This window comes from Amycolatopsis sp. cmx-11-32, assembly GCF_047608695.1.
Classification (GTDB): Bacteria; Actinomycetota; Actinomycetes; order Mycobacteriales; family Pseudonocardiaceae; genus Amycolatopsis.
Genome location: NZ_JADNQN010000023.1, coordinates 12942 through 39380, shown reverse-complemented (window position 1 = coordinate 39380; position 26439 = coordinate 12942). Strand labels below are relative to the sequence as shown.

The 26439-nt window shown below is 68.4% G+C and carries 24 protein-coding genes; 7 read left to right on the top strand and 17 right to left on the bottom strand.

The features are described from left to right. The 4 genes from ACM6LR_RS38140 to argC are packed head-to-tail and all read right to left on the bottom strand — an operon-like array spanning position 1 to position 4293. Positions 1-1194 carry an acetylornithine transaminase gene (locus ACM6LR_RS38140; protein WP_414942595.1) on the bottom strand — a complete coding sequence of 398 codons (1194 nt, stop codon included), beginning with the start codon at positions 1192-1194 and terminating at the stop codon, positions 1-3. Next, a complete protein-coding gene (gene argB, locus ACM6LR_RS38135) occupies positions 1191-2111 on the bottom strand; it encodes an acetylglutamate kinase (protein ID WP_414942594.1) in 921 nt (306 codons plus the stop codon). The genes ACM6LR_RS38140 and argB overlap by 4 nt, the downstream gene beginning before the upstream one ends. After that, positions 2108-3268 carry a bifunctional glutamate N-acetyltransferase/amino-acid acetyltransferase ArgJ gene (argJ, locus tag ACM6LR_RS38130; RefSeq protein ID WP_414942593.1) on the bottom strand — a complete coding sequence of 387 codons (1161 nt, stop codon included), beginning with the start codon at positions 3266-3268 and terminating at the stop codon, positions 2108-2110. Before argJ ends, argB begins: the two co-directional genes overlap by 4 nt. Beyond that, positions 3265-4293 (bottom strand): N-acetyl-gamma-glutamyl-phosphate reductase, encoded by a 1029-nt coding sequence (argC, locus tag ACM6LR_RS38125; protein WP_414942592.1) that lies wholly within the window; start codon positions 4291-4293, stop codon positions 3265-3267. Before argC ends, argJ begins: the two co-directional genes overlap by 4 nt. Before the next feature lie 101 nt (positions 4294-4394). Here argC and ACM6LR_RS38120 point away from each other — a divergent pair, with 101 nt between their 5' ends. After that, positions 4395-5360: a helix-turn-helix transcriptional regulator gene (locus ACM6LR_RS38120; protein ID WP_414942591.1), complete on the top strand. Its 966-nt coding sequence runs from the start codon at positions 4395-4397 to the stop codon at positions 5358-5360. Positions 5361-5402: 42 nt separating this feature from the next. On the opposite strand, the gene ACM6LR_RS38115 is transcribed toward ACM6LR_RS38120, so the two are convergent. Together ACM6LR_RS38115 and ACM6LR_RS38110 are read right to left on the bottom strand one after the other, a co-directional pair. Then, the gene (locus tag ACM6LR_RS38115; RefSeq protein ID WP_414942590.1) at positions 5403-5897 is read right to left on the bottom strand and encodes a helix-turn-helix domain containing protein; all 495 of its coding nucleotides are present in this window, start codon (positions 5895-5897) and stop codon (positions 5403-5405) included. Positions 5898-6391: 494 nt separating this feature from the next. Then, positions 6392-7981 (bottom strand): alpha/beta hydrolase, encoded by a 1590-nt coding sequence (locus ACM6LR_RS38110; protein ID WP_414942589.1) that lies wholly within the window; start codon positions 7979-7981, stop codon positions 6392-6394. Between the two features lie 185 nt (positions 7982-8166). On the opposite strand from ACM6LR_RS38110, the gene ACM6LR_RS38105 reads away from it, so the two are divergent. Continuing rightward, positions 8167-8859, top strand: coding sequence for a DNA alkylation repair protein (locus tag ACM6LR_RS38105; protein WP_414942588.1), 693 nt, complete (start codon positions 8167-8169; stop codon positions 8857-8859). Here ACM6LR_RS38105 and ACM6LR_RS38100 read toward each other — a convergent pair. The 8 genes from ACM6LR_RS38100 to infC form a co-directional block, all read right to left on the bottom strand. Next, positions 8840-12223 carry a tetratricopeptide repeat protein gene (locus ACM6LR_RS38100; protein ID WP_414945520.1) on the bottom strand — a complete coding sequence of 1128 codons (3384 nt, stop codon included), beginning with the start codon at positions 12221-12223 and terminating at the stop codon, positions 8840-8842. The genes ACM6LR_RS38105 and ACM6LR_RS38100 overlap by 20 nt on opposite strands. Before the next feature lie 101 nt (positions 12224-12324). Beyond that, positions 12325-14895, bottom strand: coding sequence for a phenylalanine--tRNA ligase subunit beta (gene pheT / locus ACM6LR_RS38095; RefSeq protein ID WP_414942586.1), 2571 nt, complete (start codon positions 14893-14895; stop codon positions 12325-12327). Then, complete coding sequence (pheS, locus tag ACM6LR_RS38090) at positions 14896-15960, bottom strand: phenylalanine--tRNA ligase subunit alpha (protein WP_414942585.1); 1065 nt, start codon at positions 15958-15960, stop codon at positions 14896-14898. It lies immediately after the preceding gene. A gap of 238 nt (positions 15961-16198) precedes the next feature. Then, positions 16199-16378, bottom strand: coding sequence for a hypothetical protein (locus tag ACM6LR_RS38085; RefSeq protein ID WP_414942584.1), 180 nt, complete (start codon positions 16376-16378; stop codon positions 16199-16201). A gap of 16 nt (positions 16379-16394) precedes the next feature. After that, positions 16395-17237, bottom strand: a complete 843-nt coding sequence (locus ACM6LR_RS38080) for a TrmH family RNA methyltransferase (protein ID WP_414942607.1) — start codon at positions 17235-17237, stop codon at positions 16395-16397. Continuing rightward, positions 17234-17611: a 50S ribosomal protein L20 gene (gene rplT / locus ACM6LR_RS38075; RefSeq protein ID WP_414942583.1), complete on the bottom strand. Its 378-nt coding sequence runs from the start codon at positions 17609-17611 to the stop codon at positions 17234-17236. The genes ACM6LR_RS38080 and rplT overlap by 4 nt, the downstream gene beginning before the upstream one ends. A 62-nt stretch (positions 17612-17673) precedes the next feature. Further along, positions 17674-17868: a 50S ribosomal protein L35 gene (rpmI, locus tag ACM6LR_RS38070; RefSeq protein WP_005163285.1), complete on the bottom strand. Its 195-nt coding sequence runs from the start codon at positions 17866-17868 to the stop codon at positions 17674-17676. A gap of 70 nt (positions 17869-17938) precedes the next feature. Beyond that, on the bottom strand, positions 17939-18514 hold the full coding sequence (infC, locus tag ACM6LR_RS38065; RefSeq protein WP_414942606.1) for a translation initiation factor IF-3: 576 nt from the start codon (positions 18512-18514) through the stop codon (positions 17939-17941). 268 nt (positions 18515-18782) lie between these two features. Here infC and ACM6LR_RS38060 point away from each other — a divergent pair, with 268 nt between their 5' ends. The 3 genes from ACM6LR_RS38060 (at position 18783) to ACM6LR_RS38050 (ending at position 20902) form a co-directional block, all read left to right on the top strand. Next, positions 18783-19142: a DUF1844 domain-containing protein gene (locus tag ACM6LR_RS38060; protein ID WP_076157053.1), complete on the top strand. Its 360-nt coding sequence runs from the start codon at positions 18783-18785 to the stop codon at positions 19140-19142. Between the two features lie 138 nt (positions 19143-19280). Then, positions 19281-19910 carry a GntR family transcriptional regulator gene (locus ACM6LR_RS38055; RefSeq protein WP_414942582.1) on the top strand — a complete coding sequence of 210 codons (630 nt, stop codon included), beginning with the start codon at positions 19281-19283 and terminating at the stop codon, positions 19908-19910. Continuing rightward, positions 19907-20902 carry a 1-aminocyclopropane-1-carboxylate deaminase gene (locus ACM6LR_RS38050; protein WP_414942581.1) on the top strand — a complete coding sequence of 332 codons (996 nt, stop codon included), beginning with the start codon at positions 19907-19909 and terminating at the stop codon, positions 20900-20902. Before ACM6LR_RS38055 ends, ACM6LR_RS38050 begins: the two co-directional genes overlap by 4 nt. 69 nt (positions 20903-20971) lie before the next feature. Here the strand turns inward: ACM6LR_RS38050 and ACM6LR_RS38045 are convergent, their stop codons facing one another. The 3 genes from ACM6LR_RS38045 to ACM6LR_RS38035 are packed head-to-tail and all read right to left on the bottom strand — an operon-like array spanning position 20972 to position 23090. Then, positions 20972-21355 carry a RidA family protein gene (locus tag ACM6LR_RS38045; protein ID WP_414942580.1) on the bottom strand — a complete coding sequence of 128 codons (384 nt, stop codon included), beginning with the start codon at positions 21353-21355 and terminating at the stop codon, positions 20972-20974. Further along, positions 21352-22116 carry an IclR family transcriptional regulator gene (locus ACM6LR_RS38040; protein WP_414945519.1) on the bottom strand — a complete coding sequence of 255 codons (765 nt, stop codon included), beginning with the start codon at positions 22114-22116 and terminating at the stop codon, positions 21352-21354. The genes ACM6LR_RS38045 and ACM6LR_RS38040 overlap by 4 nt, the downstream gene beginning before the upstream one ends. Beyond that, positions 22113-23090 carry a sugar kinase gene (locus tag ACM6LR_RS38035; protein ID WP_414942578.1) on the bottom strand — a complete coding sequence of 326 codons (978 nt, stop codon included), beginning with the start codon at positions 23088-23090 and terminating at the stop codon, positions 22113-22115. Before ACM6LR_RS38035 ends, ACM6LR_RS38040 begins: the two co-directional genes overlap by 4 nt. A 269-nt stretch (positions 23091-23359) precedes the next feature. Here ACM6LR_RS38035 and ACM6LR_RS38030 point away from each other — a divergent pair, with 269 nt between their 5' ends. Both ACM6LR_RS38030 and ACM6LR_RS38025 read left to right on the top strand, forming a co-directional pair. Continuing rightward, positions 23360-24664, top strand: a complete 1305-nt coding sequence (locus tag ACM6LR_RS38030) for an amino acid deaminase (RefSeq protein ID WP_414942577.1) — start codon at positions 23360-23362, stop codon at positions 24662-24664. A 33-nt stretch (positions 24665-24697) separates the two neighbouring features. Further along, positions 24698-26290, top strand: coding sequence for an N-acyl-D-amino-acid deacylase family protein (locus tag ACM6LR_RS38025; RefSeq protein WP_414945518.1), 1593 nt, complete (start codon positions 24698-24700; stop codon positions 26288-26290). Positions 26291-26439: the final 149 nt, after the last annotated feature.

Genomic DNA, 26439 nt, shown 5'->3' with positions numbered 1-26439 from the left:
CTAGGTGGTGGTGGAATCGAGCGCCCCGGGAAGGGCTTCGAGGAATCCCTTGGCCTCGTCGGCGCTCAGGATCAGCGGTGGTGCCAGTCGGATGGTGTCCGGGGCGATAGGGTTGACCAGGTAACCCGCCTCCTGTGCGGCCTTGGCGACCGCCGCCGAGACCGGTTCGCGCAACGCGATGCCGAGCAGCAGCCCGGCGCCGCGGACCCCGGCCACCAGCGGATGGCCGAGTTCCTCGACCCCGGTCGCGATGTCCTTGCCCAGCGCGGAAACGTGGTCGTTCAGGTTGTCCTTGGCGATGGTCTTGAGCACAGCGAGTCCCGCGGCGCAGCAGATCGGGTTTCCCCCGAAAGTGGTCCCGTGCTGCCCCGGCTTCATGAGTTTACCCACCTCGCCGACGCCGATGACCGCGCCGATCGGCAGGCCACCGCCGAGTCCCTTCGCCAGGGTGATGACGTCCGGGACGATGCCGGTGTGCTGGAAGGCGAACCACGAGCCGGTGCGGCCGATGCCGGTCTGCACCTCGTCGAGGACCAGCAGGGTCCCGGTCGCCTTGGTGATCTCCCGCGCGGCCTGGAGGTAACCGTCCGGCGCCGGGACGACACCCGCTTCCCCGAGGATCGGCTCGAGGAACAACGCCGCCGTTTCGTTGTCCACTGCGGCGCGAAGCGCGTCGACGTCTCCGTAAGGAACGTGAACGACGCCGGGAACCAGTGGCTCGAACGCGTCGCGCTTCGACGGCTGACCGGTCAGTGTCAGCGCGCCCATGGTACGGCCGTGGAAGGCTCCCTCGCAGGCGACGATCTTCGTGCGCCCGGTGAGCCTGCTGATCTTCAGCGCGGCTTCGTTGGCTTCCGCGCCGGAGTTGACGAACAGCACCTTCGCGTTACCGGGCAGGCCAGCGACGTCCAGGAGGGTTTCGGCCAGTTCGACAACGACGGGGTTCACGTACAGGTTCGAGGTGTGCCCGAGTTTCGCGACCTGCTCGGTGACCGCGGCGACCACAGCGGGGTGGGCGTGGCCGAGCGCGTTGACGGCGATTCCGCCGAGCAGGTCGATGTACGGTTTGCCGTCGGCGTCCCAGACCTTCGCGCCCTCGCCGCGGACCAGCGTCAGCGAAGGGGTGCCGTAGTTGTCCATAAGGGACGACTTCCAGTGCTCCTGGCCGTCTACATTGGACTTGAGCGTGGTCACGGGAGCTCCGTTTCGGGGAAGACCATGGTACCGATGCCACGGGAGGTGAAGACCTCCAGCAGCACCGAGTGGGCGATCCGGCCGTCGATCACGTGTGCCCGGCGGACACCGCCGCGGATGGCGCGCACGCAGGCCTCCATCTTCGGGATCATGCCGCTGGCGAGACCGGGCAACAGGGTTTCGAGGCGGTCCACGCGGATGCGATCGACCAGCGAACCGCGATCCGGCCAGTTGGCGTAAAGGCCTTCGACGTCGGTGAGGACGACGAGTTTCTCCGCGCCAAGCGCGGCGGCCAGCGCACCGGCGGCGGTGTCGGCGTTGATGTTGTGCACGACGCCGTCGACATCCGGGGCCACGGTGGACACGACCGGGATCCGGCCGGCGTTGACGATATCGAGCACCGCGTCCGGGTTGACCTCGGAGATCTCGCCGACCAGCCCGATGTCGACCGGCACACCGTCCACAGTGGCCTGTTTGCGCTCGGCGGTGAACAACCGCGCGTCCTCGCCGGAGATACCGACCGCGTGTGGGCCGTGCGCGTTGATCAGCCCGACCAGTTCGCGGCTGACCTGGCCGGTGAGCACCATGCGGACGATGTCCATCGTCTCGGGCGTGGTGACGCGCAGGCCGCCCTTGAACTCGCCTTCGACGCCGAGCCGGTTGAGCATCGCGGTGATCTGCGGGCCGCCGCCGTGCACCACCACCGGACGCAGCCCGGCCATGCGCAGGAACACCATGTCCTCGGCGAAAGCCTGCTTGAGGCTCTCGTCGATCATGGCGTTGCCGCCGTACTTCACCACGACAGTGGCGCCGTGGAAGCGCTGCAGCCAGGGCAGGGCCTCGATGAGGATCGCGGCCTTCTCCGCGGCCGTCGCGAGCCGTTCGTCCGCGGGTACCGTGGATTCGGAAGGGCTCATGACGAGTACGCGCTGTTCTCTTCGACGTACGCGTGCGAGAGGTCGGTCGTGTAGATCGTCGCCTCGCCTTCGCCGAGCCCCAGGTCGACGACGATCCGGATGTCACGGCCGGAGAGGTCCGCCTCGGAACGGTCCGCGGCGGGGGTGCCCTTGGCGAACAGGGTGACGCCGTTGATCGTGATGGCGACCTTCTCCGGGTCGATCTCCGCGGGCACGCGGCCCAGTGCCATGGCGATGCGGCCCCAGTTCGGGTCCGAACCGAACAGCGCGGTCTTGACCAGGTTGTCCTCGGCGATCGTCCGGCCGACAGCGATGGCGTCCGTCTGGCTCGCCGCACCGGTGACCGTGACGTCGACGTACTTGGTCGCGCCTTCGGAGTCCGCGCGCAGTTGCAGCACGAGGTCGAGGCTGACGGCGGTGAGCAGTTCGGTCAGTTCGGCCTCGGTCGGCTCGACGCCGCTGGCGCCGGACGCGAGGACGAGCACGGTGTCGTTGGTGGAGGTCCCGCCGTCGACGTCGAGCCGGTCGAAGGTGACACCGGTGGCGGCGCGCAAGGCCCTGTCGAGGACCTCGGGCGTGACGACCGCGTCGGTGGTGAGGACCGAGAGCATCGTCGCGAGGTTCGGGGCGAGCATGCCCGCACCCTTGGCGAACCCGCCGACACTCCAGCCGCTGTCGTGCTTCGCGTCCGCCTGCTTCGGCTTGCTGTCGGTGGTCATGACCGCGGTGGCGGCGTTGAGATCGCTTTCGGCGCCGGTGCCGAGTTCCTTGAAGGCGGTGTCCACGCCGGAAAGCAGTGCTTCCATCGGCAGGCGCTCGCCGATCAGGCCGGTCGAGCAGACCGCGACCTCGATCGCGCCCGCCTCGCAGAGTTCGGCGACCTTCTCGGCGGTCTTGTGCGTGTCCTGGAAACCGCCGGGGCCGGTGGCCGCGTTCGCGCCGCCGGAGTTGAGGACGACGGCCTTGAGTCGCCGCTGCTTGAGCACCTCTTGCGACCACAGCACGGGCGCGGCCTTGATCACGTTGCGCGTGAACACGCCGGCCGCGACCCGCAGCGGGCCGTCGTTGACGATGAGCGTGAGGTCGAGCTTTCCGGCGGCCTTGATCCCGGCGGCGACGCCCGCGGCCCGGAATCCCTTCGGCTGGGTGACGGTCACGGAGCGACTCCTACGGTCGGAAGTCCGGTGGTCTCGGGGAGGCCGAGCGCGAGGTTCATGGACTGGACGGCACCGCCGGCGGTGCCCTTGGTGAGGTTGTCGATGGCCGCGACCACGATCAGGCGCCGGGGGTCGGCGTCGACGGTGACCTGCAGCTGGACGTTGTTCGAGCCGACCACCGATGCCGACGACGGCCACTGGCCAGGCGGCAGCAGCTGGACGAACGGCTCGGCGGCGTAAGCCTTCTCGTACACCTCGCGGGCGCCGTCGGCGTCCAAATCGGACTTGAGCGCGGCGCTCGCGGTGGTGAGGATCCCGCGCGGCATCGGGGCCAGCACGGGGGTGAAGGACACCTTGACCTGCTCCCCCGAGACCGCCGAGAGGTTCTGCGCGAATTCGGGCGTGTGGCGGTGGGCGCCGCCGACGCCGTACGCGGTGGCCGAACCCATCACCTCCGAACCGAGGAGGTTCGGCTTGAGGCTCTTGCCCGCACCGGAGGTCCCGGTGACGGCGACGACGTTGACCTCCGGTTGGACCAGGCCCGCGGCGAGGGCCGGGGCGAGGGCGATCGAACCGCCGGTCGGGAAACAGCCGGGGACCGCGATGCGCTTGGTCCCGGCGAGGCGCTCGCGGGCGCCGGGGAGTTCGGGGAGCCCGTACGGCCACTGCCCGGCGTGGTCGCCGCCGTACCAGCGCTGCCAGTCGGCCTCGTTCGCGAGGCGGTGGTCCGCGCCGAGGTCGACCACCAGGACGTCCGGACCCAGCTGGGCGGCGATGGCCCCCGAGTGCCCGTGCGGCAGGGCGAGGAAGACGACGTCGTGCCCGGCCAGGGTCTCCGGGGTGGTCTCCAGCAGGACACGGTCCGCCAGCGGAGCGAGATGCGGCTGGTGCTGGATCAGTGGGGTCCCCGCGGAGCTGGCCGCGGTCAGCGCGCCAATCTGGACTTCGGGATGGGTCAGCAACAGGCGCAGGAGTTCGCCACCCGCGTACCCGCTGGCTCCGGCTACCGCGATCTTCACCGTCATACGCATGATTATGCACAGGCGTGCAAGTTCAATCAAACATAGTCATGTGGGTCACCCGATATAGGCCAGCTCGTGTCCCTTATACGGGGCATCCTTGCCGCATGACAGACACGCCCGCCCGGTTGCTCAGCCTGCTGTCGCTCTTGCAGACACCCCGTGAGTGGCCTGGCAGCGAGCTCGCCGAACGGCTGGAGGTCAGCCAGCGGACCATCCGGCGCGACATCGACAGGCTGCGTGAGCTCGGCTACCCCGTCGAGGCGTCGCGAGGTTCCGACGGCGGCTACCGGCTTGGCGCGGGCGCGGCGATGCCACCGCTGCTGCTCGACGACGAGGAGGCCGTCGCGATCGCGGTCGGTCTCCGTGGCGCCGCCGGACAGGCGATCTCGGGGATCGAGGAGTCGTCGGTGCGGGCACTGGCGAAGCTCGAGCAGGTGCTGCCCTCGCGGCTGCGTTACCGCGTCGGCGCGCTGGGCGCCGCGACCGTGCCGCTGCCCGGCACCGGCCCCGCGGTGGACCCGGAACACCTCACCGTCTTCGCCGGCGCGATCGCCAACACGGAGCGGACACGCTTCGCCTACCGCACGGGCGACGGCACCGAATCCCGGCGGCACGTCGAACCGCACCGGCTCGTCTCGGCCGGTCGCCGCTGGTATTTGCTCGGCTATGACCTCGACCGCGACGACTGGCGGATCTTCCGTGCGGACCGGATCTCCGAACCGCGAGCGACCGGTGGCCGGACCACTCCCAGGCAGCCTCCCGCGGAGGACGTGGCGGCTTATGTCACCGACAGGATGTACAGCCTCCTTCCCACTTACAGCGCGCGCGTGACCCTGCACGCGCCGATGAACCAGGTCGCCCCCGCGATCGGGGACAACATCGGCGAAATCGAGCCGATCGATGACGAAAGCTGCGTCTGGAACGCGGGCGCGGACACCCTCGACTGGCTCGCGTTCCGTCTGCTGGGACTCGGCTGTGAATTCACCGTGCACGAGCCGCCGGAACTGATCGGCCACCTCCGGGAGATGGCGGCGCGGGTGAACCGCGGTATTTCGTCCACAGTGGACTGACGGCGGCCACGAGGGCCGGGTGACCCTCGCGCCCGCCTTCGTTCAGCCGAGTTCACCCACCTCTCGCTGACTTGGCGGGATCGGGAGATACGCGCCCCGGCGCTCCGGGTCGCAGCCGACCCTCGGCAGCCGGGCCCGGATCCCGCCCGGCGTCCGTTCGAACCGCCGCGCGATCTCCTCGACGCTTTCCCCGGCCAGCCAACGGCCTTCCAGTTCCGCGTCCAGTTCTTCGGACCACGGCAGGCCCTGGTGCGCGGGACGGTCGGCCGATCTTCGGCGGCCGTTCCGGCCGTTGCTCCGACCGGCGAACGCCATCAGCGTGTCGGAAAGGACGGTCGCCAAAGCCGGTACGGCCTCGGCGTCGATGTCGAGCCTGCCTTCGGCGACAGGCTCCTGTTGCGGTCCGGCTCCGCCGACCATGACGGTCACCCAGCGGTCTTCCCCGGCCGCGCCGCCACCCTCACGGGCGGCGACCTCGATGCGATAAACGGTGTCCTGCACGCGGATCTCGGTCCGGTGCTCTTCGACAATGGTCATGCCGGGAACGCTAATGGGCGGCCCCGACAATTCCCCGGCCCGGCGGCGGGAATTCGGGCCGGGACGGTGGATGACCGGTACTTTCAGTGCTTTTCGGGACGAGAGGGTGCCGGTCATGGCGGCCGCCAGCGCGTTTAGAGGACTAATTGCGGTTGGGGGACGGGCGGAGGTCCGAGGCGTGTCCTAGCGGAAACGTGTTCGTGAGCGAGACCGGCGACCTACGGCGACTCCGGGCCGGTGCGCCGACTGTGCGGATTTTGGGACGTCAGATGTCCAAAATCCACACAGTAGCGCGCCGCCAGACCGATCATGACGACAGGTGACCGGATACGCGGGGGCGTGTGGATATAGGGACACTCAACGTCCCTATATCCACACACCCCCCGCGACAGGCCATCTTCCCACCGCATTTAGAGGACTAATCGCGACGGGGCTCAAAGGAAATGCCCCGCTTCGGAACGAATCCGAAGCGGGGCGTCTCAAAGCGACCGGGCTCAGAAAGGCAGCGCCTGAGCCAGCGCCTCCTTCTTCACTTCGGCGATGGACGACGGCACGTCCGACTTCTTCGCGCCGGCCGACGAACCAGCCGGAACCGGCTGCGGGACCGGGGTGCACTGCACGTCCGAACCGTTGCCCGGCTTCCGCGCGGGCAGCGTTCCGGTCAGCAGGTAGTCCGCGATCTTGTCGTCCACGCAGGACACGCCGGACAGCGAACCCGAGTGCGTGGTGCCACCGGGTGCGCTGATCAGGCTGGAGTTCGGGTAGCGCTTGCGGACCTCGAGGCTGCCGGGGTACGGCGTCGCGGCGTCTTTCTCCTCGTTGACCAGCAGGATACCCGGCACCTTGCGGCCGTCGATCTCCACTGGCTTGCCCGACTTCGCCTGCCAGTTGAGGCACGGCGCGTTGAACCAGGCGTTGCCCCAGGTCTCGAACGGTGCCCGGAAGTGCGTGACCCAGTTGTCGAACTTCCAGCGGTTCCAGCTCTGCGGCCACGCGACGTCGGTGCACTGCACGGCCGCGTAGACCGCGTAACCGTTGTCCTGGCCCGGCGGGTTGGAGGCGTCGTACAGGCCCTTCAGGGTCTGCCAGTCTCCCTTGTGGACCCAGCCCGAGAACGCGTTCGCGATGTCTTCCCAGCCGAAGACGTAGTACCCGGCCTGCAGGAAGATGTCCGTCCACTCGGAGCCGCCGATGACGCCGCCCGCGGGCTTGTCGTACAGCTTCTTCTGCTCGGCGTACCACAGCTTCTCGACCGCGGACGCGGTCTTGCCGAGGTGGTAGACGTCGTCGTACTTGGCGAGCCAGCCGAAGTAGGTCTTGATGTTCTTGTCGAAGGCGATGTCCTGGTTCAGGTTCGCCTTGTACCAGACATCGCGGGGGTCGACGGTGCCGTCGAACACCATCCGCCGCACGTTCTGCGGGAACAGCGTGCTGTAGACCTGGCCGAGGTAGGTGCCGTAGGAGAAGCCGTAGTAGTTGATCTGCTTCTCGCCCAGCGCCTTGCGCAGGCTGTCGACGTCCTTCGCGACATCGATGGTCTTGATGTGCTCGAGGATCGCGCCGTTCTTGGCGCACGCCTTCGCGTAGCCCTTCGCCTTGTCGAACCACGCCTTCTCGAGGGCACGCGTGGTCGGCACGTACTGCGGACGGTTGTAGGAGGCGTAGTTCCCGTCGCAGGTCAGCGACGGCTTGCTCGCCCCGACCCCGCGCGGGTCGAAGCCGATCCAGTCGTACTCGTCACCCGCCTTCTTGGGGACGGCCCGGCCGAGCGTCGACAGGCCGAGGCCGGAGCCGCCGGGGCCACCCGGGTTGACCATCATGACGCCCTGCGATCGGGCGGACTTGTGCTTGACGCGCGAGACGGCGATCGAGATCTTCTCGCCGCCGGGCTTCGCGTAGTCGAGCGGGACCTCGAGGAAACCGCATTCCGCGCCGGCCTTGACCAGGCCCGGACGCGTGCAGGCTCCCCAGGAGATGGGCTTCGGATCGAAGTCCGACGCCGAGGCGGCCGTGGCGGAGGGAGCGAGCGCCATGGTGCCGACGCCGATCCCCGCGACCGCCAGGGCGGCAACGAATTTCTTCACTGTGTTCCTTTTCGTCCGCGTTCGACCCGTTCGGGCCGAAGCTACCGAGAACCGGCTTAAATCTCGCTGACCGACACGTTGACCGCCATCCTTCTTTAGTCGGTATCCGCGCCTCGATCCGGGCATATCAGTCTTGTCGGTCCCCTGTCGTACGCTCGCGGCGTCCACTGGGGAAAGGAGTTCGCGTGAACGAGGTGAAAAGCCTGGTTTCGGCGGTTCGCAACGGTTTGGCCGCGCTGGCCGATCCGGAGAAGGCGCCGGGCATGCGCGCGTACATGAAGTCGGAGATGCCGTTCCTCGGTGTCGCGTCACCCCCTCGGGCGGCCTTGCTGAGGAAGGTCTTCGCCGAACATCCGCTACCCGATCGTGTGAGTTTCTCCACCGCCGTCCTCACCTTGTGGCGTGAAGCGGAGTTCCGTGAAGAGCGGTACGCGGCGGTAGCCCTCTCCGGACACCGCGCCTATGCCCGCCAGCAGGACACCGCTTTGCTCGACCTGTACGAAGAGATGATCGTGACGGGCGCTTGGTGGGACTACGTGGACGAAGTCGCCATCCACCGCGTCGGGCCGATCCTGCGCGCGGAGCCGGAGACGGTGACGCCGTTGATGCTGACCTGGGCCTACGACGAGGACAGGTGGCGACGGCGGACGGCGGTGATCTGTCAGGTCGGGGCCAAGGGCGGCACCGACACCGATCTGCTCACCCGGGCGGTCGAGGCGAACATCGACGACAAGGACTTCTTCCTGCGCAAGGGAATCGGCTGGGCCCTGCGTGAGTACGCGAAGACCGAGCCGGACTGGGTGCGCGCGTTCGTCGCCGCGCATCCCGCACTGTCCCCCCTGTCTCGGAAGGAGGCGCTCAAGCACCTGGGCGGTTGAGCGCCGGCCGCGGGATCAGCGCGACGAGCTCCTCGATCACCTCGCCGAGTTCGGGCAACAGCTCTCCCGTCTCCTTCAGATCGCGAAGCAGGTCGAGCCGCACCTCCCGCGGCGGTTCTTCGCTGAGCAGGTCCGCGAGATTACGTTTCGCGTTTTCGGCGCGCCCGAGGGCAAGGAGGTAGAAGAGCGGCTGGGTCTTGGCGTCCCAATCGCCGGGGTCGGTCGTAGCATCGGCGACGGCTTCTTCGAGAGCTTCGCAGAAACGCCGCTGGGCTTCCTCGGTTCGCCCAATCTTCAGCCAGGCCAGCGCGAGAAGATTGCGCGCCCAGACGGATTCGGAGGCCAACGGCCGCAGGACCTGCATCGCCTCGTCCGTCCTCCCCGCATGCAGCAAGGCTTCCCCGAGGTTCCCGGAGTGGTCAGTGCCGTCCGGATCCAGGGCGACCAGTTCACGCAGTTCCCGGACGGCCTCTTCGTGGTCACCTGTCCGGCGATGGATCTCCGCACGCAGGACGCGGCTGCTCTCGTCGCCGGCGGCCAGCGCGCTGTCCACATCGGACAAGGCGCCGTCGAAATCACCGAACAGAAGGCGATGACGGGCACGCCGGTGGAAAGCGTATCCGTCCTGCCCCAACCTGGCCGCCTCGTCCAGTTCCGCCCGGGCTTCTTCGTGCCGATCCAAGTCCGCGAAATTGTCGCCCCGGAGGGTGTGTAAGAAGGCGCTCCCCGGGTTCGCTTCGAGTGCGGCATCGATGTCGATGAGGGCGGTCTCGTAGTCTTTCGAAGCCCGGTGGGCGAACGCTCGCCATACGTGAGCCCACTCGTTGGCTGGCTCGAGTTCGAGCGCGCGGTTCAGCGACTCCATCGCCTCGTCGCGCCTCTTCAGCGGCCGGAGCAGCACCATCCCCCGCCGCAGATGGTTCTCGGCGTCCTCGGGGGCAAGTTCGATCGCCCGTTCGAAGTCGGCGAGTGCAGCTTCCGGATCACCCTCGGCCGCGTGCACCTGGCCACGCATGTAGCACGCCCACTCGTAGTCCGGGTCCAGCCGAAGGGCGGCGGTGAAGCCGTCGATCGCGAGCCGATGCCGCTCGCCGCGATAGTGAAACGCCGCCCGGATCGCGTGAGACCTGGCGTTTTCCAGGTTCGCCGCGATGACCGCGTCGAAGGTCTTGGAAGCGGCGTCCTCGTCCCCGGTCTGCTCGAGGAACCATGCCAGCTCGGTCAGGTAGTAGACGTCCTTGGGCCGCAGGGCGACCGCCGCCCGGTACCCGGCGAGGGCTTCCTCGTTCTCCCCCAGTTCGGCCAGCAGCATCGCCCGCTGGCAGATCGCCCAGGCATAGTCGGGATCGAGCCGGACCGCGATGTCGAGTTCGCCGATCGCCTTCCGGAGTTCTTCGCGCTTGACGTACACCTCGCTCCGGGCGGTGTACGCCCACGCGTGGTCGGCTTCGAGGCGGACCGCCTCGTCGAGGTCGGCCATCGCACCGTCGAGATCACCGAGTCCGGCACGGGCGGAACCACGCCCTCGCCACGAGTAGGCGTAGGCGGGGTCGAGTTCGATCGCCCTGTTCAGGTCCGACAGCGCCCGTTCCCAGTCGCCTTCGTTGTGGAACAGATTGCCCCGGTCACTCCAGACGTAGGGATCGGCGGGATTGAGGTCGCAAGCCCGGTCATAGTCCCGCTTCGACCGCTCGATCTCGTCCTGGCTCTCGTAGGCCCAGGCACGACGGCGAATCACCGTCGAGAGCCGGGCCGTGTCGAGTTCGCCGGCACCGGCGAGCAGGTCGAGCACCGGGATCTTCCGCGAGCCGTCGCCGTCCCCGATGGCGGCTGTCAGCCGCTGCGCCCAGTCCAGTACAGCGGGCGCGTCCGCGTCGACGCCCGCCTGCTCCATCATCCGCGCCCAGGCCCGCGCGGCAGCGGTACCCGAAGTGATCATCTCGGCGGCCCCGAGCAGTGCGTCCGGCAGCGCTTCCGCCGGATCGCCGCAAAGCCGGTGGTAGGTCTGCTCGAGCTTCCTCCGCTGCCAGCCTTCGTCGCTCCAGGCGTCGCGATGGCGGCTGAGTCCGAGTTCGGCGCACCGGCCTTCGTAGTACTCGCTGAGCCGCCGGTGGTGTTCGGCGAACGCCGCCGGCGAGCGCCCGCGTTCCAGGCGCACCATCGGACCGCGGACCACCGGGTGATAGCGCACCGGAAGCTCGCGCCGCCCGACGAACGGCAGTTCCCGCAACCAGCGAAAGGTCTCCCCCGCGGTTTCCTTCCCGGTCAGGACGCCGAGGACGTCTTCGTCCAGGACACGGGGAAGCGACGCCGTGGCGGCGATCTCCTGCTTGGCCTTCTCGGGAACCCAATGCAGGAAGCGTTTGACCGCGTCGTCGCTGGGATCCCCGACGGCGCCCGCTTCGGCGGGCTTCCCCCGTGCCAGCATGGCGACCAGGACGGGCAGGCCGTCGGTCAGCCGCAGCACGATCTCGATCACCTTTTCGTCGGTGATCCCGTGTTCGGCGAGCAGACGCCGTGCCTCCGGTTCGGTGAACGGCCGGAGTTCGACCTCGTGCACCAGCGGCGCGTGCCTGTTCCACTTCGCCTCGTCCAGCGGGAACTGCCCGGCCGTGGTGAGCACGAGGTTCTGCGGCAGGTCGCCGTACAGTCCGCCGAACAGGTCGAGCAACCACGTCTCCAGTACTGGCGCCGTCCGCTCGAAGGTGTCGAAGAACAGCGCGATCTGCCGGGATTCGGGAACACGCCAGAGATCCTCGACGAACGGCTTGGTCAGTTCCTCCGCCGGATCGAGGAGCAGCCGGACATCGGCTTTCCGCTTGAACTTCGCCGCGAGATAGCTCTGCAACTGTTCCAGCTGTTTCGCCGTCGCGTCGGCGTCGATCGCGTCGGCGGCGATGCTTCCGCCGGGTAGGGTCTTCGCCATGCCGAGACCGGCTCTCACCACCGTCTTCGTCACGAGCGCGCGGCCCGCGGCCGGGGCCTGCGGATCGCTGTGGAGCCGTTCCCTCGCCTTGAGGTAGAACTCGTGGCGTTTCTCGAACCGGCGCATCTCGTGTCCGCTGCGGGCGAGGTCCTTCGCCAGTTTGACCAGTGTGGCCGGCAGATCCTGCTGCCGGTCGTCCGTGAACCCGACGGCGGCACGGGCTTCCTCGGCGATCCCGCGAAGTTGTTCGAGGAGGAAGGACTTGCCAACGCCGGCGAGACCGTGCACCGAGTACAGGTACCGGCGGCGCCGGTCGCTCCCCGGCAACCCCAGATTGACCCGGAACTCCTCGCGTTCCCCGACTCTGCCGACGAAACCGTCGCTCAGCCGCGCACGGGCGATGTCTTGGATACTGGACCGACCGTCTGGACGTGACACGAGTCCTCACTTTGCCACATCCACGACGCGTAAAAGGCCCCTTCCCTCAGCTGGTCATTGAAAACCATAGCCGAGGGAAGGGGCCTACACGGGACCACAGGTCAAGCTCGCAGGCTCGCGCCGAAGCGCTCACCTGCGATCGCGACGGCGGCGTCGCGGGCCTTGGTGGCCTCGTCGACGGTCAGCGTGCGGTCCGCGGCGCGGAACCGGAGCTTGTACGCCACCGAACGCTTGCCCTCGCCCAGCTGCTCGCCCTGGTAGGAGTCGAACAGCGTGATGTCTTCGAGCAGTTCGCCCGCGCCTTCGCGCAGCGCCTCGGCCAGGTCGGCCGACGGCACACCCGCCTCGGCGACGAGGGCGACGTCGAGCAGCACCGGCGGGTAGGCCGAAATCCGCGGCGCCGGACGTCCGTCCGGGATCGGGATCGCGTCCAGGTCGAGTTCCATCGCGACGGTGCGCGGCGGGAGGCCGAGCGCCTCGACGACCTTCGGGTGCAGCTCACCGGCGTAGCCGACGGGCCACTGCCCCACTCGCAGCTGCGCGCACCGGCCGGGGTGCCACGGCGGCTGGTCCGCCGCGGCCGTGGTCAGCTCGACACCGGCGGCCTGCGCCACCAGCCGGGCCGCCTGCACCGCGTCGGCCCAGTTCGCTTGCTCGCCTTCGCCCCACCAGCCCGCGCGGCCCCGCTGGCCGGCGAGCACGACGGCGACGTGCACCGGCTGCGGCGGGACGGCCGCCTCCAGTACCGCGAGCTCCTCGTCGGCCGGGCGCCGGTCCACCCCGAGCGAAGGCATCGGGATCGGCTTCGGTCCCGGCAGGACCACCTGTCCGATGTGGAACAGCGAGACGTCCTTGAAGCCACGGGAGACGTTGCGCTGCACCATTTCCAGCAGACCGGGCAGCAACGTGCTCGCCATCCGGTCCTTGTCCGTCTCCAACGGGTTGCGGACCTGGACGGTCTTGCGGCGGAGGTCGTCCTCGGGCAGCCCGAACGAATCCCAGACCGAGTCCGAGATGAACGGGAAGGGCAGCACCTCGACGTAGCCCGCCTCGGCCAGCGCACGCGCGACCGAGCGGCGACGACGCTGGGTGTCGGTGAGGCCACGGCCCGCCGGGGCTTCGGGCAGCACCGACGGGATGCTGTCGTAGCCCTCCAGCCGGAGCACCTCCTCGACCAGGTCGGCAGGCTGCACCAGGTCACCGCGCCAGCTCGGCGGGACCGCGGTCACCAGCGCGATGCCGTCCTCGGACGAACCCACGTTGACCTTGCAGCCGATCTGCGACAGCCGCCGGACCGTGACACCGCGCTCGTATCGCACCCCGGCCACCTGGTCGGGAAGGCTGATCGGCATGGTCACCGGCTGGTTCGGCTCGACGCCGCCCTCGTCGGTGCGGCCGGGCAGGATCGAGCCGTCGCCGTACTGGCGCAGCAGACGCGCGGCGAATTCGACGGCCACCGCGCACAGCTGCGGGTCGGTGTAACGCTCGAACCGCTTGGCCGCCTCGGAGAACAGCTTGTGACGGCGGGCCGTCCGGCTGATCGACGAGGGGTCCCAGTGCGCCGCTTCGAGCAGTACGTCGGTGCTCTCCGACGTGATCTCGGTCGACGCGCCGCCCATCGTGCCCGCCAGCGAGATGACCCCGGTGTCGTCGGCGATCACCACGTCGTCGACGTCGAGCGTGCGCTCGACATCGTCCAAAGTGGTCAGTTTTTCACCCGGCTTCGCCTTGCGCACCACCAGGTCGCCCTTGACCGACCCGGTCGCGAACGCGTGCAGCGGATGCCCGAGCTCGATCATGACGTAGTTGGTCACGTCGACCGCGAGCGAGATCGAGCGGATGCCGGCCAGCATCAGACGGCGGTGCATCCACCACGGTGTCGGCGCGGTGGCGTCGAGGTCCTTGATCCGGCGCAGCACGAACCGCTTGCAGCCCTCGGTGTCCTCGAGGTGCACCGGCCACGCGACGCTCTCGGCCGCCGGGACCTCGATGGACGCCGGGTCGCCGAACGGGACGTCGAGTGCGTTCGACAGCTCGCGGGCCAGCCCGCGGACCGACAGGGTGTACCCACGGTCCGGGGTCGGCGTCACCTCGAGGACGGTGTCGTCGAGGCCGAGCAGCTTGTTCGCGTCCTCGCCAGGGCTGGCGGTGCTCGGCGGCAGCACGAGGATGCCGGAATGGTCGTCACCGATGCCGAGTTCGCTCGCGGAGCAGATCATGCCGTCGCTGAGCCGGCCGTAGGTCTTACGCGAACCGATCTCGAAACCGCCGGGCAGCACCGTGCCGGGCAGCGCGACGATGACCAGGTCACCCTCGGCGAAGTTCGTGGCACCACAGATGATCCCGCGAGTCCGGATCCCCGTCGGGCCGTCGTCCTCGAAAGGACCTTCGTCATCGTCGTCATCATCGGCGTCGACGTTCTCGTCGGGCTTGTCGGCGTCGTCCTCGGACTCGCCGACATCGACGCGGCAGAAACGGACCGGCTTCTTGAACTCGGTCAGCTCCTCGATCTCGGCCACGCGGCCCACCACGAGCGGGCCGGTGACCGGTTCGAGCGCGCGGACCTCGTCGACCTCGATGCCGATCCGCACGAAGGCGTCGGCCAGATCCTGGGCCGTGACCTCCTCGTCGACGTCGAGGTGCTCGGTCAGCCAGCTGGCTGGGACCTTCACTCAGGCCTCCGTTCCGAAGGGCAGGGTGAACCTGATGTCGCCCTCCACCATGTCGCGCATGTCCGGAATTCCGTTGCGGAACTGCAGGGTGCGCTCGATACCCATGCCGAAGGCGAAACCCGAATAGACCTCCGGGTCCACGCCGCAGGCACGCAAAACGTTGGGGTTGACCATGCCGCAGCCGCCCCATTCGACCCAGCCCGCTCCACCCTTCTTCTGCTCGAACCAGACGTCGACCTCGGCCGACGGCTCGGTGAACGGGAAGAAGTGCGGGCGCAGGCGGGTCTTCGAGCTTTCGCCGAACATCGCGCGGGCGAAGGCGTCGAGGGTGCCCTTGAGGTGTGCCATCGTCAGGCCCTTGTCGACCGCGAGCCCTTCGACCTGCGAGAACACCGGAGTGTGCGTGGAGTCGAGCTCGTCGGTCCGGTAGGTACGGCCGGGGCAGACGACGTACACGGGCGGATCGCGGTGCAGCAGCGTGCGGGCCTGCACCGGCGAGGTGTGCGTCCGCAGCACCAGCCCGGAGTCCTCCTCGCCGACGTAGAACGTGTCCTGCAGCTGGCGCGCGGGGTGGTCCTTGCCGAAGTTCAGCGCGTCGAAGTTGAACCACTCGGCCTCGAGTTCCGGACCGTCGGCGACCTCGTAGCCCATCGCGACGAACGCGTCGGCGATCCGCTCCGAAAGGGTCGCGATCGGGTGCCGGGCGCCGCGAGGGACGCGGTCCCACGGAAGCGTGACGTCGACGGTCTCCTCACGGAGCACCTTTTCGTCACGTTCCACCTGGAGCACGGCACGGCGCGCGTCGAAAGCCGCCTGGATGCCTTGCCGCGCTTCGTTGACCCGCTTCCCAGCCTCGGCCTTCTCCTTCTTCGGCAGGGCACCGATCTCGCGGCGCGCGAGCAGCAGCGGAGACTGGTCCCCGAGGTGGGCGGGTTTGACCGCGGCCAGCGCGTCGAGATCCGCCGCGGCCGCGAAATCCGTCTCGGCCTGCTTGACGGCGGCTGTCAACGTATCCGGCGCGAGCGCCCCCGCCTGGGGGTCCTGCTTGTCGTTGGCTTCGGACATAACTCCTCGGCGTCCGCTGGGACTGGTCCGGTGCACGCGAGCACACACATGGGTTTAGCAGCTGCTGAATTCTATGGGACAGCGAACAGCGGCCCCCGATCACCCTCGGGCTGGGCATACCGTCACTCAGAAGCGCGAAGAACGCGGATCTACGCCGTAAACAAGGTGCTGGAACGAACGATGCGTTCCATGAGAACTCCCTTGGTGTCGTGGTTCGAACAGCGTAGTACCCACGACTCTACGTGGTGGTACGCCGCAGGGCCATCGAATTCCGCGCTCGGCGTCCGGCGAAAGCGCCTTCGGAGTCCACTTTTCCGAACGCCTCCGGAACAACGCCGTCGGCGGCGAAGCGGCACAAGGCGGTCTGGTAGATCCCGGCCAGGGTCGTGCAGACGATGGAGACCAAGAACCCCCACACGAGTGGAATCCGCAGCTCAGCGACCCCGGTGCGGCGCCATCGCGTTGGTGTACACGCAGATCGCCGCGGCTGTCGCGAGGTTCAGGCTTTCGGCCCGGCCGTACATCGGGATCTTGACCGCGAGGTCGACGGTGCCGAGCACACGCTCGGGCAATCCGTGCGCTTCGTTGCCGAACACCCAGGCGGTGGGCTGGTCGAAACTCACCTGGTCGAGTTCGGTGTCGGCGTACCCGTGCGCGCCGAACGTGCGGAGACCGGCGGCGGAGCAGGCCTTCAAGGCCGCGTCGACGTCCCGGATCCGGGTGATGGCGGGGTGGAACAGGCTGCCCGCGGCCGCGCGGACGCATTTGCCGTTGTGCGGGTCGACACTGTCGCCCGCGAGGACGACCGCGTCGGCGCCGGCTGCGTCCGCGACCCGGATCACGGTGCCCGCGTTCCCGGGATCCGCGACGTCGACGAGGACGACGACGAGCTTCGCGCCCGGCTTGAGGACGGTCTCTTGTGGACGGTCGACGAGTGCGCAGACCGCGACGATGCCTTGCGGCGTCACGGTCTCGGAAAGCCCGTCGGCGGCGCGATCGGTGATCGGCGAAACCGGGACACCTGCCTCGTGCGCGGCGACGAGCAGACGCTCGTGCTGCGCGGCGGCGCGTTCGGTCACGAACAGCTCGTGCACCGTGCCATCGTCTTCGAGGGCGTGGGTGAGCGCGGCCTCGACCGCGTTCGCGCCCTCGGCGAGGAACCGGCCCGCTTTTTCGCGCTCGGCCCGACGGGTGAGCTTGCGCGCGGAAACAACCCGGGGCGTCCGTTCGGTGAACGGAGCCGCCCCGGGTTGCGGAAGAGCGCTGTAGCCGGTCAGGCCGACTTCTTCTCTTCGGTGTTCACGTTGGCCTTGGCCAGCTCCGCCAGCGCGGTGAAGGCGGCGGCGTCGTTGACCGCGAGGTCCGCGAGGATCTTGCGGTCGACCTCGACACCCGCGGTCTTCAGGCCCTGGATGAACCGGTTGTAGGTGACGCCGTTGGCGCGGGCAGCCGCGTTGATGCGGGTGATCCACAGCTGGCGAAAGTCACCCTTGCGGGCACGGCGGTCCCGGTAGGCGTAGTTCAGCGAGTGAAGCGTCTGCTCCTTCGCCTTGCGGTACAGCCGCGAACGCTGGCCGCGGTAGCCGCTGGCGAGCTCGAGAGTCGCGCGACGCTTCTTATGGGCGTTGACAGCCCTCTTGACGCGTGCCACTGGGTCCATCCTGTCGATCTGGGGGCGCGCTGGCGCGCCCGGCGTTTACAAAGTGCGGGGTGTCAGCGGCCGAGAAGGCGCTTGACGCGGCCGACGTCGTTCTTGGCGATCTCGGTGGTGCCTTCGAGACGACGGGTGAGCCTGTTGGACTTCTTCTCCATCAGGTGGCGGCGACCGGCCTTCTGGCGGCGCAGCTTGCCCGTGCCCGTGACGCGAACTCGCTTCGACGTCCCGCTGTGCGTCTTCATCTTCGGCATTGCGTTGTCCTCTTTCGTGCGGCGGCACACCGGGAAATTCCGGTGTGCCGCGACAGGTGCTTGTCGGCGCTTACGCGTCGGCGGGCGGCTCGGACGACTCGTCCTTGGCCGCCTTCGCGGCCTTGGGCGGCTTCACGTTCTTGTGCGGGGCCAGCACCATGATCATGTTGCGACCGTCCTGCTTCGGCGACGACTCGACGAAACCGAGTTCGGTCACCTCGTCGGCGAGCTTCTGCAGCAGGCGGAAACCGAGTTCCGGCCGGGACTGCTCGCGACCGCGGAACATGATCGTGACCTTGACCTTGTTGCCAGCCGCCAGGAAGCGGGACACGTGACCCTTTTTGGTCTCGTAGTCGTGCTGGTCGATCTTCGGCCGCAGCTTCTGCTCTTTGATGACGGTGAGCTGCTGGTTGCGGCGGGACTCGCGGGCCTTCTGCGCACTCTCGTACTTGAACTTGCCGAAGTCCATGAGCTTGCATACGGGCGGGCGTGCCTGAGGAGCAACCTCGACGAGGTCGAGATCGTTCTCCTGTGCCAACCGCAGCGCATCTTCGATCCGGACGATGCCGACCTGTTCACCGGCTGGTCCGACAAGGCGGACCTCCGGTACCCGGATTCGTTCGTTGATGCGTGTCTCGGAACTGATGGGGCCTCCCTGGTTCGAGGTAAATTCTTCTACCGTTTCGACCTGGTGCCCACATACCGAAGGCCTCGGTACCGTGAGGTACACGAGGCCCACTCATTCCGATCGCGTTCAGTCTCCAGAACCGAACGCACCGCCTCGACACCCGAAATCGTCTTGGCGAGACCGGACCCGGACACCTGGTGTTACGGCAGTGACACGGGTGGGAGCGGGGCTCCACTTGCCGCCCCCGATCACTCGGGGGCTGGTCGCTCGTGGAAGGGTACCAGACGTGTCAGACGAACCCGTTCAGCAGCCCCCGTATTCCCCGGACGTCCGCGACTTGGAGGACATCCCGAGCGTCGAGGTGATCAGCAGGGCGGCCGTCATGCTGCTCTCCGCCGGCGCCGAACGCCTCGGTCTAGCCGACGAGGATCCGGCCGCCTCACCCCACCGCGACCTCGACGAGGCCCGCCGCCTGATCACCGCTCTCGCCGGGCTGGTCACCGCTTCCGCAGAGTACCTCGGCCTGCACGCCGGCCCATTGCGTGACGGCCTGCAGTCCCTGCAGAAGGCGTTCCGCGAGGCTTCGGCCGTGCCGGACGCCCCCGGGCAGGGGCCGGGCGAGAAGTACACGGGCCCGGTCTACTAGGTGCCGGATCCCGCTCCCCGATGCTATGAACGGTCCGTTACTTGCAAATTTTGCGAGTAACGGACCGTTCATAGCATCGGGACCTACCCGAAAAGACGGGTAGCAGCTAACATTTTAGATGTGACTGGGTTTGCGAAGGTGCCTAGGTCCCTCCTTCGGGACGAGGCGTACGAGAACATCCGGCGGGCGATCATCGACGGGACGCTTCCGCCGGGGACGAACCTGCGCGACGGGGACCTCGCCGACCAGCTGGGCCTGTCGCGGGCGCCGGTGCGCCAGGCGCTGCTGCGCCTCATCGAGGACGGCCTCGTCGAGTCGAAGCCGCAGAGCTACACGCGCGTCGCCGGGTTCGTCGCGGACGACGTCCGGGACGCCCTGCAGCTGGTCCGTGCGCTGCACGAGTTCGCCGTCCGGGTGGGCACGCCGCGGGTGGGACCGGCCGGAGTCGCGGCGATGCGCGCGGCCAACAGCCGGTTCGCCGACGCCGTCGCCGCCGGGGACATCGCGGCCGCGATCGCCGCCGACGACGAACTCCACGACATCCCGGTGACCGCCGCGCGCAACCGGGCCGTCGCCGCGACGCTGGCCCGCTACACGCCGCTGCTCCGTCGTCTCGAATACGCCCGCTTCGGCTCTCTGCCCGCGCACCGGTCGGTGCAGCGCCACGCGGAACTGGCCGACGCCATCGAAGGGGGCGACGTCGACTCGGCCTGCTCGATCACCGCCACGATCTGGACCGAACTCGAAGCCCTATTGGAGACTCCATGACCCTCGCCGACTTCCCGCGCTACCCGTTGCTGTTCGGCCCCTCCCCCGTGCACCCGCTCGAACGGCTCACCGCCCACCTCGGCGGCGCGAAGGTCTGGGCGAAACGTGAGGACGTCAATTCCGGCATCGCGTTCGGCGGCAACAAGACACGGAAGCTCGAATACCTGGTCGCCGACGCGCTCGCCTCGGGCGCGGACACGCTGATCTCCATCGGCGGCGTCCAGTCGAACCACACCCGCCAGGTGGCCGCGGCCGCCGCGCGGGCCGGGCTCAAGGCCGTGCTGATACAGGAGAGCTGGGTCGACTGGAACGACCCGCTGTACGACAAGGTCGGCAACGTCCAGCTCTCGCGCATTCTCGGCGCGGACATCCGGATGGTCGAAGCCGGGTTCGGTGTCGGTTTCAAGGAAAGCTGGGAGAACGCGGTCAAGGAGATCGAAGCGGACGGAGGCAAGCCGTACGCGATCCCGGCGGGCGGGTCGGACCACCGCCTCGGCGGGCTCGGTTTCGCGAACTGGGTCGTCGAGCTCGAAGCGCAGGAGGCCGAACTCGGCGTCTACTTCGACACGGTGGTCGTCTGCTCGGTCACCGGCAGTACGCAGGCCGGGATGGTCGCCGGGGCCGCGCTTTCGGGGAAGCCGCGACGGATCCTCGGCATCGACGGTTCGGCGAAGCCGACTGAGACCCGCGCTCAGATCACCCGCATCGCGCGGGCCACCGCGGAGCTGATCGGCGCCGGTGAAATCGGCGAGGTCGAACTGGACGAGCGGTACCACGCGGGAATCTACGGTATCCCCGACGAGTCCACTTTGGACGCCATCAGGACACTGGCGCGGCTGGAGGGCGTGCTCACCGATCCGGTGTACGAGGGTAAGTCGATGGCGGGGCTGATTGACCTCGTCGGCCGGGGTGAGATCCCGCGTGAGTCGAACGTGCTCTTCGCGCACCTGGGCGGTCAGCCCGCGCTCAACGGGTACACGAGCGTGCTCTAGCGGAAGCTGTCAGGAACGGACCTTTCATAACGAGAGATGTTATGAAAGGTCCGTTCCTGACACGCGGGATCAGTCCACGACGGCCAGGACGTCGATCTCCACCAGCAGGCCGGCGGGCAGGCCGACGTACACGGTGGTGCGGGCCGGGTGCGGCGCTTCGCCGATCAGCTTGTTGTAGACCTCGTTGAACACACCGAAGTGGTCGACGTCGGTCAGGTACACGCGCACCATCAGGGCGTCGCCCAGGCTGGCACCGGCGGCCTCGAGCACCGCTTCGATGTTCTTGAAGGTCTGCTCCGTCTGCTCACCGACGGTCTCGCCGACGATGGCGCCGGTGGCCGGGTCGAAGGCGACCTGGCCTGCCACCTGCAGGAGGTTGCCCTTGCGGACCGCCTGCGAGAACGCGGCCACCGGCTTCGGCGCGTTCTCCGTGCTGATCGCGGTCTTGCTCATTCCAACTTCCCCTTTCGGTTCCCCGTCCATCCACTGTGGACGGAAGCTTCTTCGGCGGCGGCGACCAGTTCGGGCACGAGCCCCATCAGGCCGTCGTAGTCCAGCAGTACCTTCGGCACCGAGATCGACGCGGCGGCGAGTACCATGCCGCCCGGGCCGCGGACCGGTGCGGCAATGCAGTGGATGAAGTCCTCGTGCTCGGCGTTGTCCACCGCGTAGCCGCGGTCGGCGACGAGGTCCAGTTCGGTCTCGTAGGCCGACGGCGTGGTGATCGTGTTCGGGGTGCGGACGAAGAAGTCGATCCTCGAGACCACGTCCGCCCGCTTCTCCGGCGTCATCGCGGCGACGAGCACCTTGCCGACGGCCGTGCAGTGCAGTGGGGCGCGCTTCCCGATGCGGGAGTACATCCGCACCGAATGCCTGCCCTCGAACTTGTCGATGTAGACGACCTCACCGTCCTCATAGGACGCGAGGTGGATGGTGTGTCCGGTGCGCGCGTTGAGCCCGGCCATCGCGGACTGCGCGCTGCGGCGGACGTCGCGGTCTTCCAGTGCCTGCTGCGCGAGGTCGAAGAGGGCACTGCCCAGCCGGTAGTGCCGCTGCCCTTCCCGGCGCACGAAATGGTGCGACTCCAGGGTGCGCAGCAGTCGCAGCACGGTCGACTTGTGCACGCCGATCTCCTCGGCGAGCTGATCCAGCGTCTTCGCCTCGCGGGCGAGTCCGCCCAACAGGGTGAGCGCCCTGTCCAAGCTCTGACTCATACGCTCACCAATCCCTTGTCCGTCAGTTTCGCCGCCGCCCAGGATGCCTCATCCGCACCGATCAGAGCCTCGACGACGGACTCTGGCAACGGCGTCCCCACATCGTCGTGGGTCAGCAAGGTGGCAGCGGCCTGCAGATGCCCGCGCCGCAGGCGGGTCTCGGGGTCGTCACCGCGCAGAGTGGCGGCGAGGAAGCCCGCCGCGAACGCGTCACCGGCACCGACCGGCTCCACGACGTCGACCCGCAGGGCGGGCGCGAACAGTGGCGCCTCGTCGCCGTCGATCAGCGTCACCCCGCGTTCCCCGTGTTTGACGACCAGCGTCTTCGGCCCGGGCACCGCGACGCGCAGCCGCTCGGGATCACCGGTCCCCCACACCCGCTCGGCTTCGTCGTCACCTGCCAGGACGATGTCGGCGCGGGCGGCCAGTCCGGCCAGCACCGACGGGTCGCGACCGGTCCACAGCGTGGGCCGGAAGTTCACGTCGAACGACACCAGCGTGTCACCACGCGGCCGTTCCAGCAGGGCTCGCACCAGGTCGAGACAGCCGTCCGAAAGCGCGGGCGTGATCCCGGACAGGTGGATCACGCGGACCCCGTCGAGTTCGAGTTTCCCCAGCAACGTGGCGTCCATTCCGGACGCCGCGGAACCCTTGCGGTAGTAACGCACGGGGCTGCCGTGCGCGCCGCTTTCCTTGATGTAGAGCCCGGTCGGGCGGGTCGGGTCGACCACGACCGCGCTGACGTCCACCCCCGCTCCGGCGATCTCGCGCACGAGCGCGCGGCCGAACGGATCGTCGCCGACGGCGCTCACCCAGGCGCTGGTGAACCCCAGCGCGGGGAGGTGGCAGGCGACGTTCGATTCGGCTCCGCCGATGGTCCGTACCCACTCCCGTACCTCGTCGGGCGGCCCTGGTTCGGCCGGTACGAACAAGGCCATCGACTCCCCGATGCACAACACGTCAGTGCTCTTCATCGCGCCGACCGCCATCCCGCCGCCAGGGCGCACGTCTCGGGATCACGGCACCTCTCGGCCGAAGATCGCCCTGCCATCGCGATAGCGGGACCTCCGGCCAAAACGGCGCGACCCCAAAAAATCAAGAGATTCCCGGGCGGCCAAGGCTCACCTGTCACTTCCGCGTCTCCTCGTCGTCACCCCGTTGACCTCTAGCGGACCGGATGCTACACCTATCCCACGCAATATGCGCAACGTCCGTTGCAACATACGCAACCGAGGTGAACCTCATGTTCGAAGCCGGCACCATCGATTCCGCCGCGGTCGCGGCCGTCCGGGAGGAGCGCGTCGACTGGCGCTTCCGCTCGGTGGCGCCTTCGCTGTCCGGACTCACGATCGGCGAGGCCGCCGCCCGCGGCGCGAAGCTGTTCGACGACGGCTTCTTCGGTCCGTTCGTCGTGCTCGACGCGGAAGCCGTCGAGCACAACGTCCGCACGATGGCCGACTGGTGCGCCGAACGCGGGATCGCGCTGGCCCCGCACGGCAAGACGACGATGGCGCCGCAGCTGTTCGAGCGGCAGCTCCAGCACGGCGCATGGGGCATCACCTGCGCGAACGCCGGGCACCTGCGGATCTACCGTGCTTTCGGCGTCTCCCGGATCCTGCTGGCGAACCAGCTGGTCGACCCGTCGGGTCTGGAGTGGCTCTCCGCGGAATTGGACGCCGACGACGACTTCGAGTTCGTCTGCTGGGTCGACTCGGTCCATGGTGTCGACCTGATGACCGAGGCCCTGCGCGGCGCTCGGCGCAAGGTCGACGTCCTGGTCGAACTCGGTGCCGAAGGTGGCCGGACCGGGGTCCGTGACACCGATACCGCGCTCGCCGTCGCCGAAGCCGCCCACGCGAGCCCGGCCCTGCGCCTGCGTGGTTCCGGCGGTTACGAGGGCGCGCTTTCCCACCACACGGACGAAAAATCGCTGCGACTGATCAGTTCCTATGTGGACGGTCTGCGCGAACTCGTCTTCGTCTTCTCCGAAAAGGGCCTGCTCGACGACGCCGGTCAGATCATCGTCACCGGCGGCGGCAGTGCCTACTTCGACCGGGTCGCCGACGAGCTCACCAAGGACTGGGGTGGCCTGGACGTCCTGCCGATCCTGCGCGGCGGCGCGTACGTCACTCACGACGACGGCTTCTACCGGGTGATCTCGCCGCTGGGTGAAAGCCCGCGCATCGACGGCGTGGCTTCGTTCCTTCCCGCTCTGCGCGCTTGGGCGCAGGTGACGTCGAGGCCGACGGACGAACTCGCGCTGCTCACCATCGGCAAACGGGACGCGTCCTTCGACGAAGGCATGCCCGAGCCGCGCCTGATCCGCAAAGGTGACGGGCCACCGTCCGCGCTCGAAGGTCATTCCATCCAGAAGATGAACGACCAGCACGCCTTCCTCACGCTGCCCGCGTCCTCGCCGGTCGAGGTCGGCGACTGGATCGCACTCGGCCTGTCGCATCCGTGCACCGTGTTCGACAAGTGGCCCCTCATTCCGGTCGTCGGCCCCGACGGCGAGACCGTACTCGATTTCGTCCGCACCCATTTCTGATCCGTCCTCAACCGCCGCAGAGGAAGAATCGCCATGGACATCGTTGTCCGCTCCGTACTGGTCGCCGACGGCACCGGGGATCCGCTCACCAGGCACGACGTGGGCATCACCGACGGCCGGATCGCCAGTGTCGCCGAACCGGGCTCGCTCGCGGGCCGCCGCACCATCGACGCCGAAGGACTCGTGCTCGCACCCGGGTTCATCGACATGCATTCACATTCCGACCTCCAGCTGCTCGCGAACCCTGATCACTTCGCGAAGCTCTCGCAGGGCGTCACGACCGAAGTGCTCGGGCAGGACGGCCTCTCCTACGCACCCGTGAACGACGACGTCCTCACGGCGCTGCGCCAGCAGCTCGCCGGCTGGAACGACGACCCCGCCGGATTCGACTGGAACTGGCGTTCGGTCGGGGAATACCTCGACCGGCTCGACGCCGGGGTCGCGGTCAACGCGGCCTACCTGGTGCCGCAGGGTACCGTCCGCATGCTCACCGTCGGCTGGGACGACCGTCCGGCGACCGAAGCCGAGATGAACGCGATGAAGGAACTCATCGTGACCGGGCTGGCCGAGGGTGCGATGGGTATGTCGTCCGGCCTCACCTACACGCCGGGGATGTACGCGACCACCGAGGAACTCGTCGAGCTGTGCCGGGTCGTCGGGGAGAACGGCGGCTTCTACAGTCCGCACCACCGCAGCTACGGCAAAGGCGCGCTCGAAGCGTTCGGCGAGATGGTCGACGTCTCCCGCCGTTCGGGCTGCCCGCTGCACCTCGCGCACGCCACGATGAACTTCTCGGTCAACAAGGGCAAGGCGCCCCAGTTGCTGGAGCTGCTCGACCAGGCGCTCGACGACGGCTGCGACATCACGCTGGACACCTATCCCTATCTCCCTGGCGCCACTTACCTTTCCGCGCTGCTGCCCAGCTGGTCGGCCGAAGGCGGGCTGGACGCCACCCTCGCCCGATTGTCCGATGTGGACGCTCGCGAGCGGATCCGCGCCGAGATCGAGGAGACCGGTTCCGACGGCGCCCACGGGGTGCCGATCGACTGGGAGGCCATCGAGATCAACGGCGTCCGCCGCGACGAAAACTCGCACCTCGTCGGGCATTCCGTCGCCGCTTCGGCGCGGCGCGCCGGGAAACCGGCCGCGGAGCTGTACTTCGACGTCCTGCTCTCGGAAAAACTCGGCACGTCCTGCCTGATGCATGTCGGGCACGAGGAGAACGTCCAGGCGATCATGCGGCACCGCACGCACACCGGCGGCAGCGACGGGCTGCTCGTCGGCGCGCGGCCGCACCCTCGCGCCTGGGGCACGTTCCCGCGTTACCTCGCGCGCTACGTCCGCGAACTCGGCGTCCTCGACCTCGCCGAATGCGTCTCACATCTCACCGGCCGCGCGGCGGAGCGCCTGCGGCTGACCGACCGGGGCCTCGTCCGCGCCGGCTACGCGGCGGACCTCGTGCTGTTCGACCCGGAAACCGTCGCCGACACGGCCACGTTCGACGAACCGCGGCAGCAGGCCGCCGGTATCCCCTATGTCTTCGTCAACGGCGTCGCCGCCATCGACGATGGTCGACCGACCGGCGCGCTCGCCGGCCATTCACTGAGAGCTTGTCGGCGGAGCTGATATGTACCTGATGAAAGTGACCATACGCATGAACCCGCCTCGGCCGAAGGCCCCGCTATCGCGGTGGCAGGGCGCACTGTCCGCGCACCGTGACGATCATGACCAGGCGGCGTCCTGCCGACGTCGATCGCGGTCGCGGGTTCACCAAC

What these genes read in the sequence shown, in the direction of transcription:
- ACM6LR_RS38045 (WP_414942580.1), bottom strand. Translation starts at nt 21,355, where the DNA reads ATGAGCAAGACCGCGATCAGCACGGAGAACGCGCCGAAGCCGGTGGCC.
- ACM6LR_RS38035 (WP_414942578.1), bottom strand. Translation starts at nt 23,090, where the DNA reads ATGAAGAGCACTGACGTGTTGTGCATCGGGGAGTCGATGGCCTTGTTC.
- pheS (WP_414942585.1), bottom strand. Translation starts at nt 15,960, where the DNA reads ATGTCCGAAGCCAACGACAAGCAGGACCCCCAGGCGGGGGCGCTCGCG.
- ACM6LR_RS38025 (WP_414945518.1), top strand. Translation starts at nt 24,698, where the DNA reads ATGGACATCGTTGTCCGCTCCGTACTGGTCGCCGACGGCACCGGGGAT.
- argB (WP_414942594.1), bottom strand. Translation starts at nt 2,111, where the DNA reads ATGAGCCCTTCCGAATCCACGGTACCCGCGGACGAACGGCTCGCGACG.
- argC (WP_414942592.1), bottom strand. Translation starts at nt 4,293, where the DNA reads ATGACGGTGAAGATCGCGGTAGCCGGAGCCAGCGGGTACGCGGGTGGC.
- ACM6LR_RS38040 (WP_414945519.1), bottom strand. Translation starts at nt 22,116, where the DNA reads ATGAGTCAGAGCTTGGACAGGGCGCTCACCCTGTTGGGCGGACTCGCC.
- rpmI (WP_005163285.1), bottom strand. Translation starts at nt 17,868, where the DNA reads ATGCCGAAGATGAAGACGCACAGCGGGACGTCGAAGCGAGTTCGCGTC.
- ACM6LR_RS38050 (WP_414942581.1), top strand. Translation starts at nt 19,907, where the DNA reads ATGACCCTCGCCGACTTCCCGCGCTACCCGTTGCTGTTCGGCCCCTCC.
- ACM6LR_RS38115 (WP_414942590.1), bottom strand. Translation starts at nt 5,897, where the DNA reads ATGACCATTGTCGAAGAGCACCGGACCGAGATCCGCGTGCAGGACACC.
- ACM6LR_RS38120 (WP_414942591.1), top strand. Translation starts at nt 4,395, where the DNA reads ATGACAGACACGCCCGCCCGGTTGCTCAGCCTGCTGTCGCTCTTGCAG.
- ACM6LR_RS38030 (WP_414942577.1), top strand. Translation starts at nt 23,360, where the DNA reads ATGTTCGAAGCCGGCACCATCGATTCCGCCGCGGTCGCGGCCGTCCGG.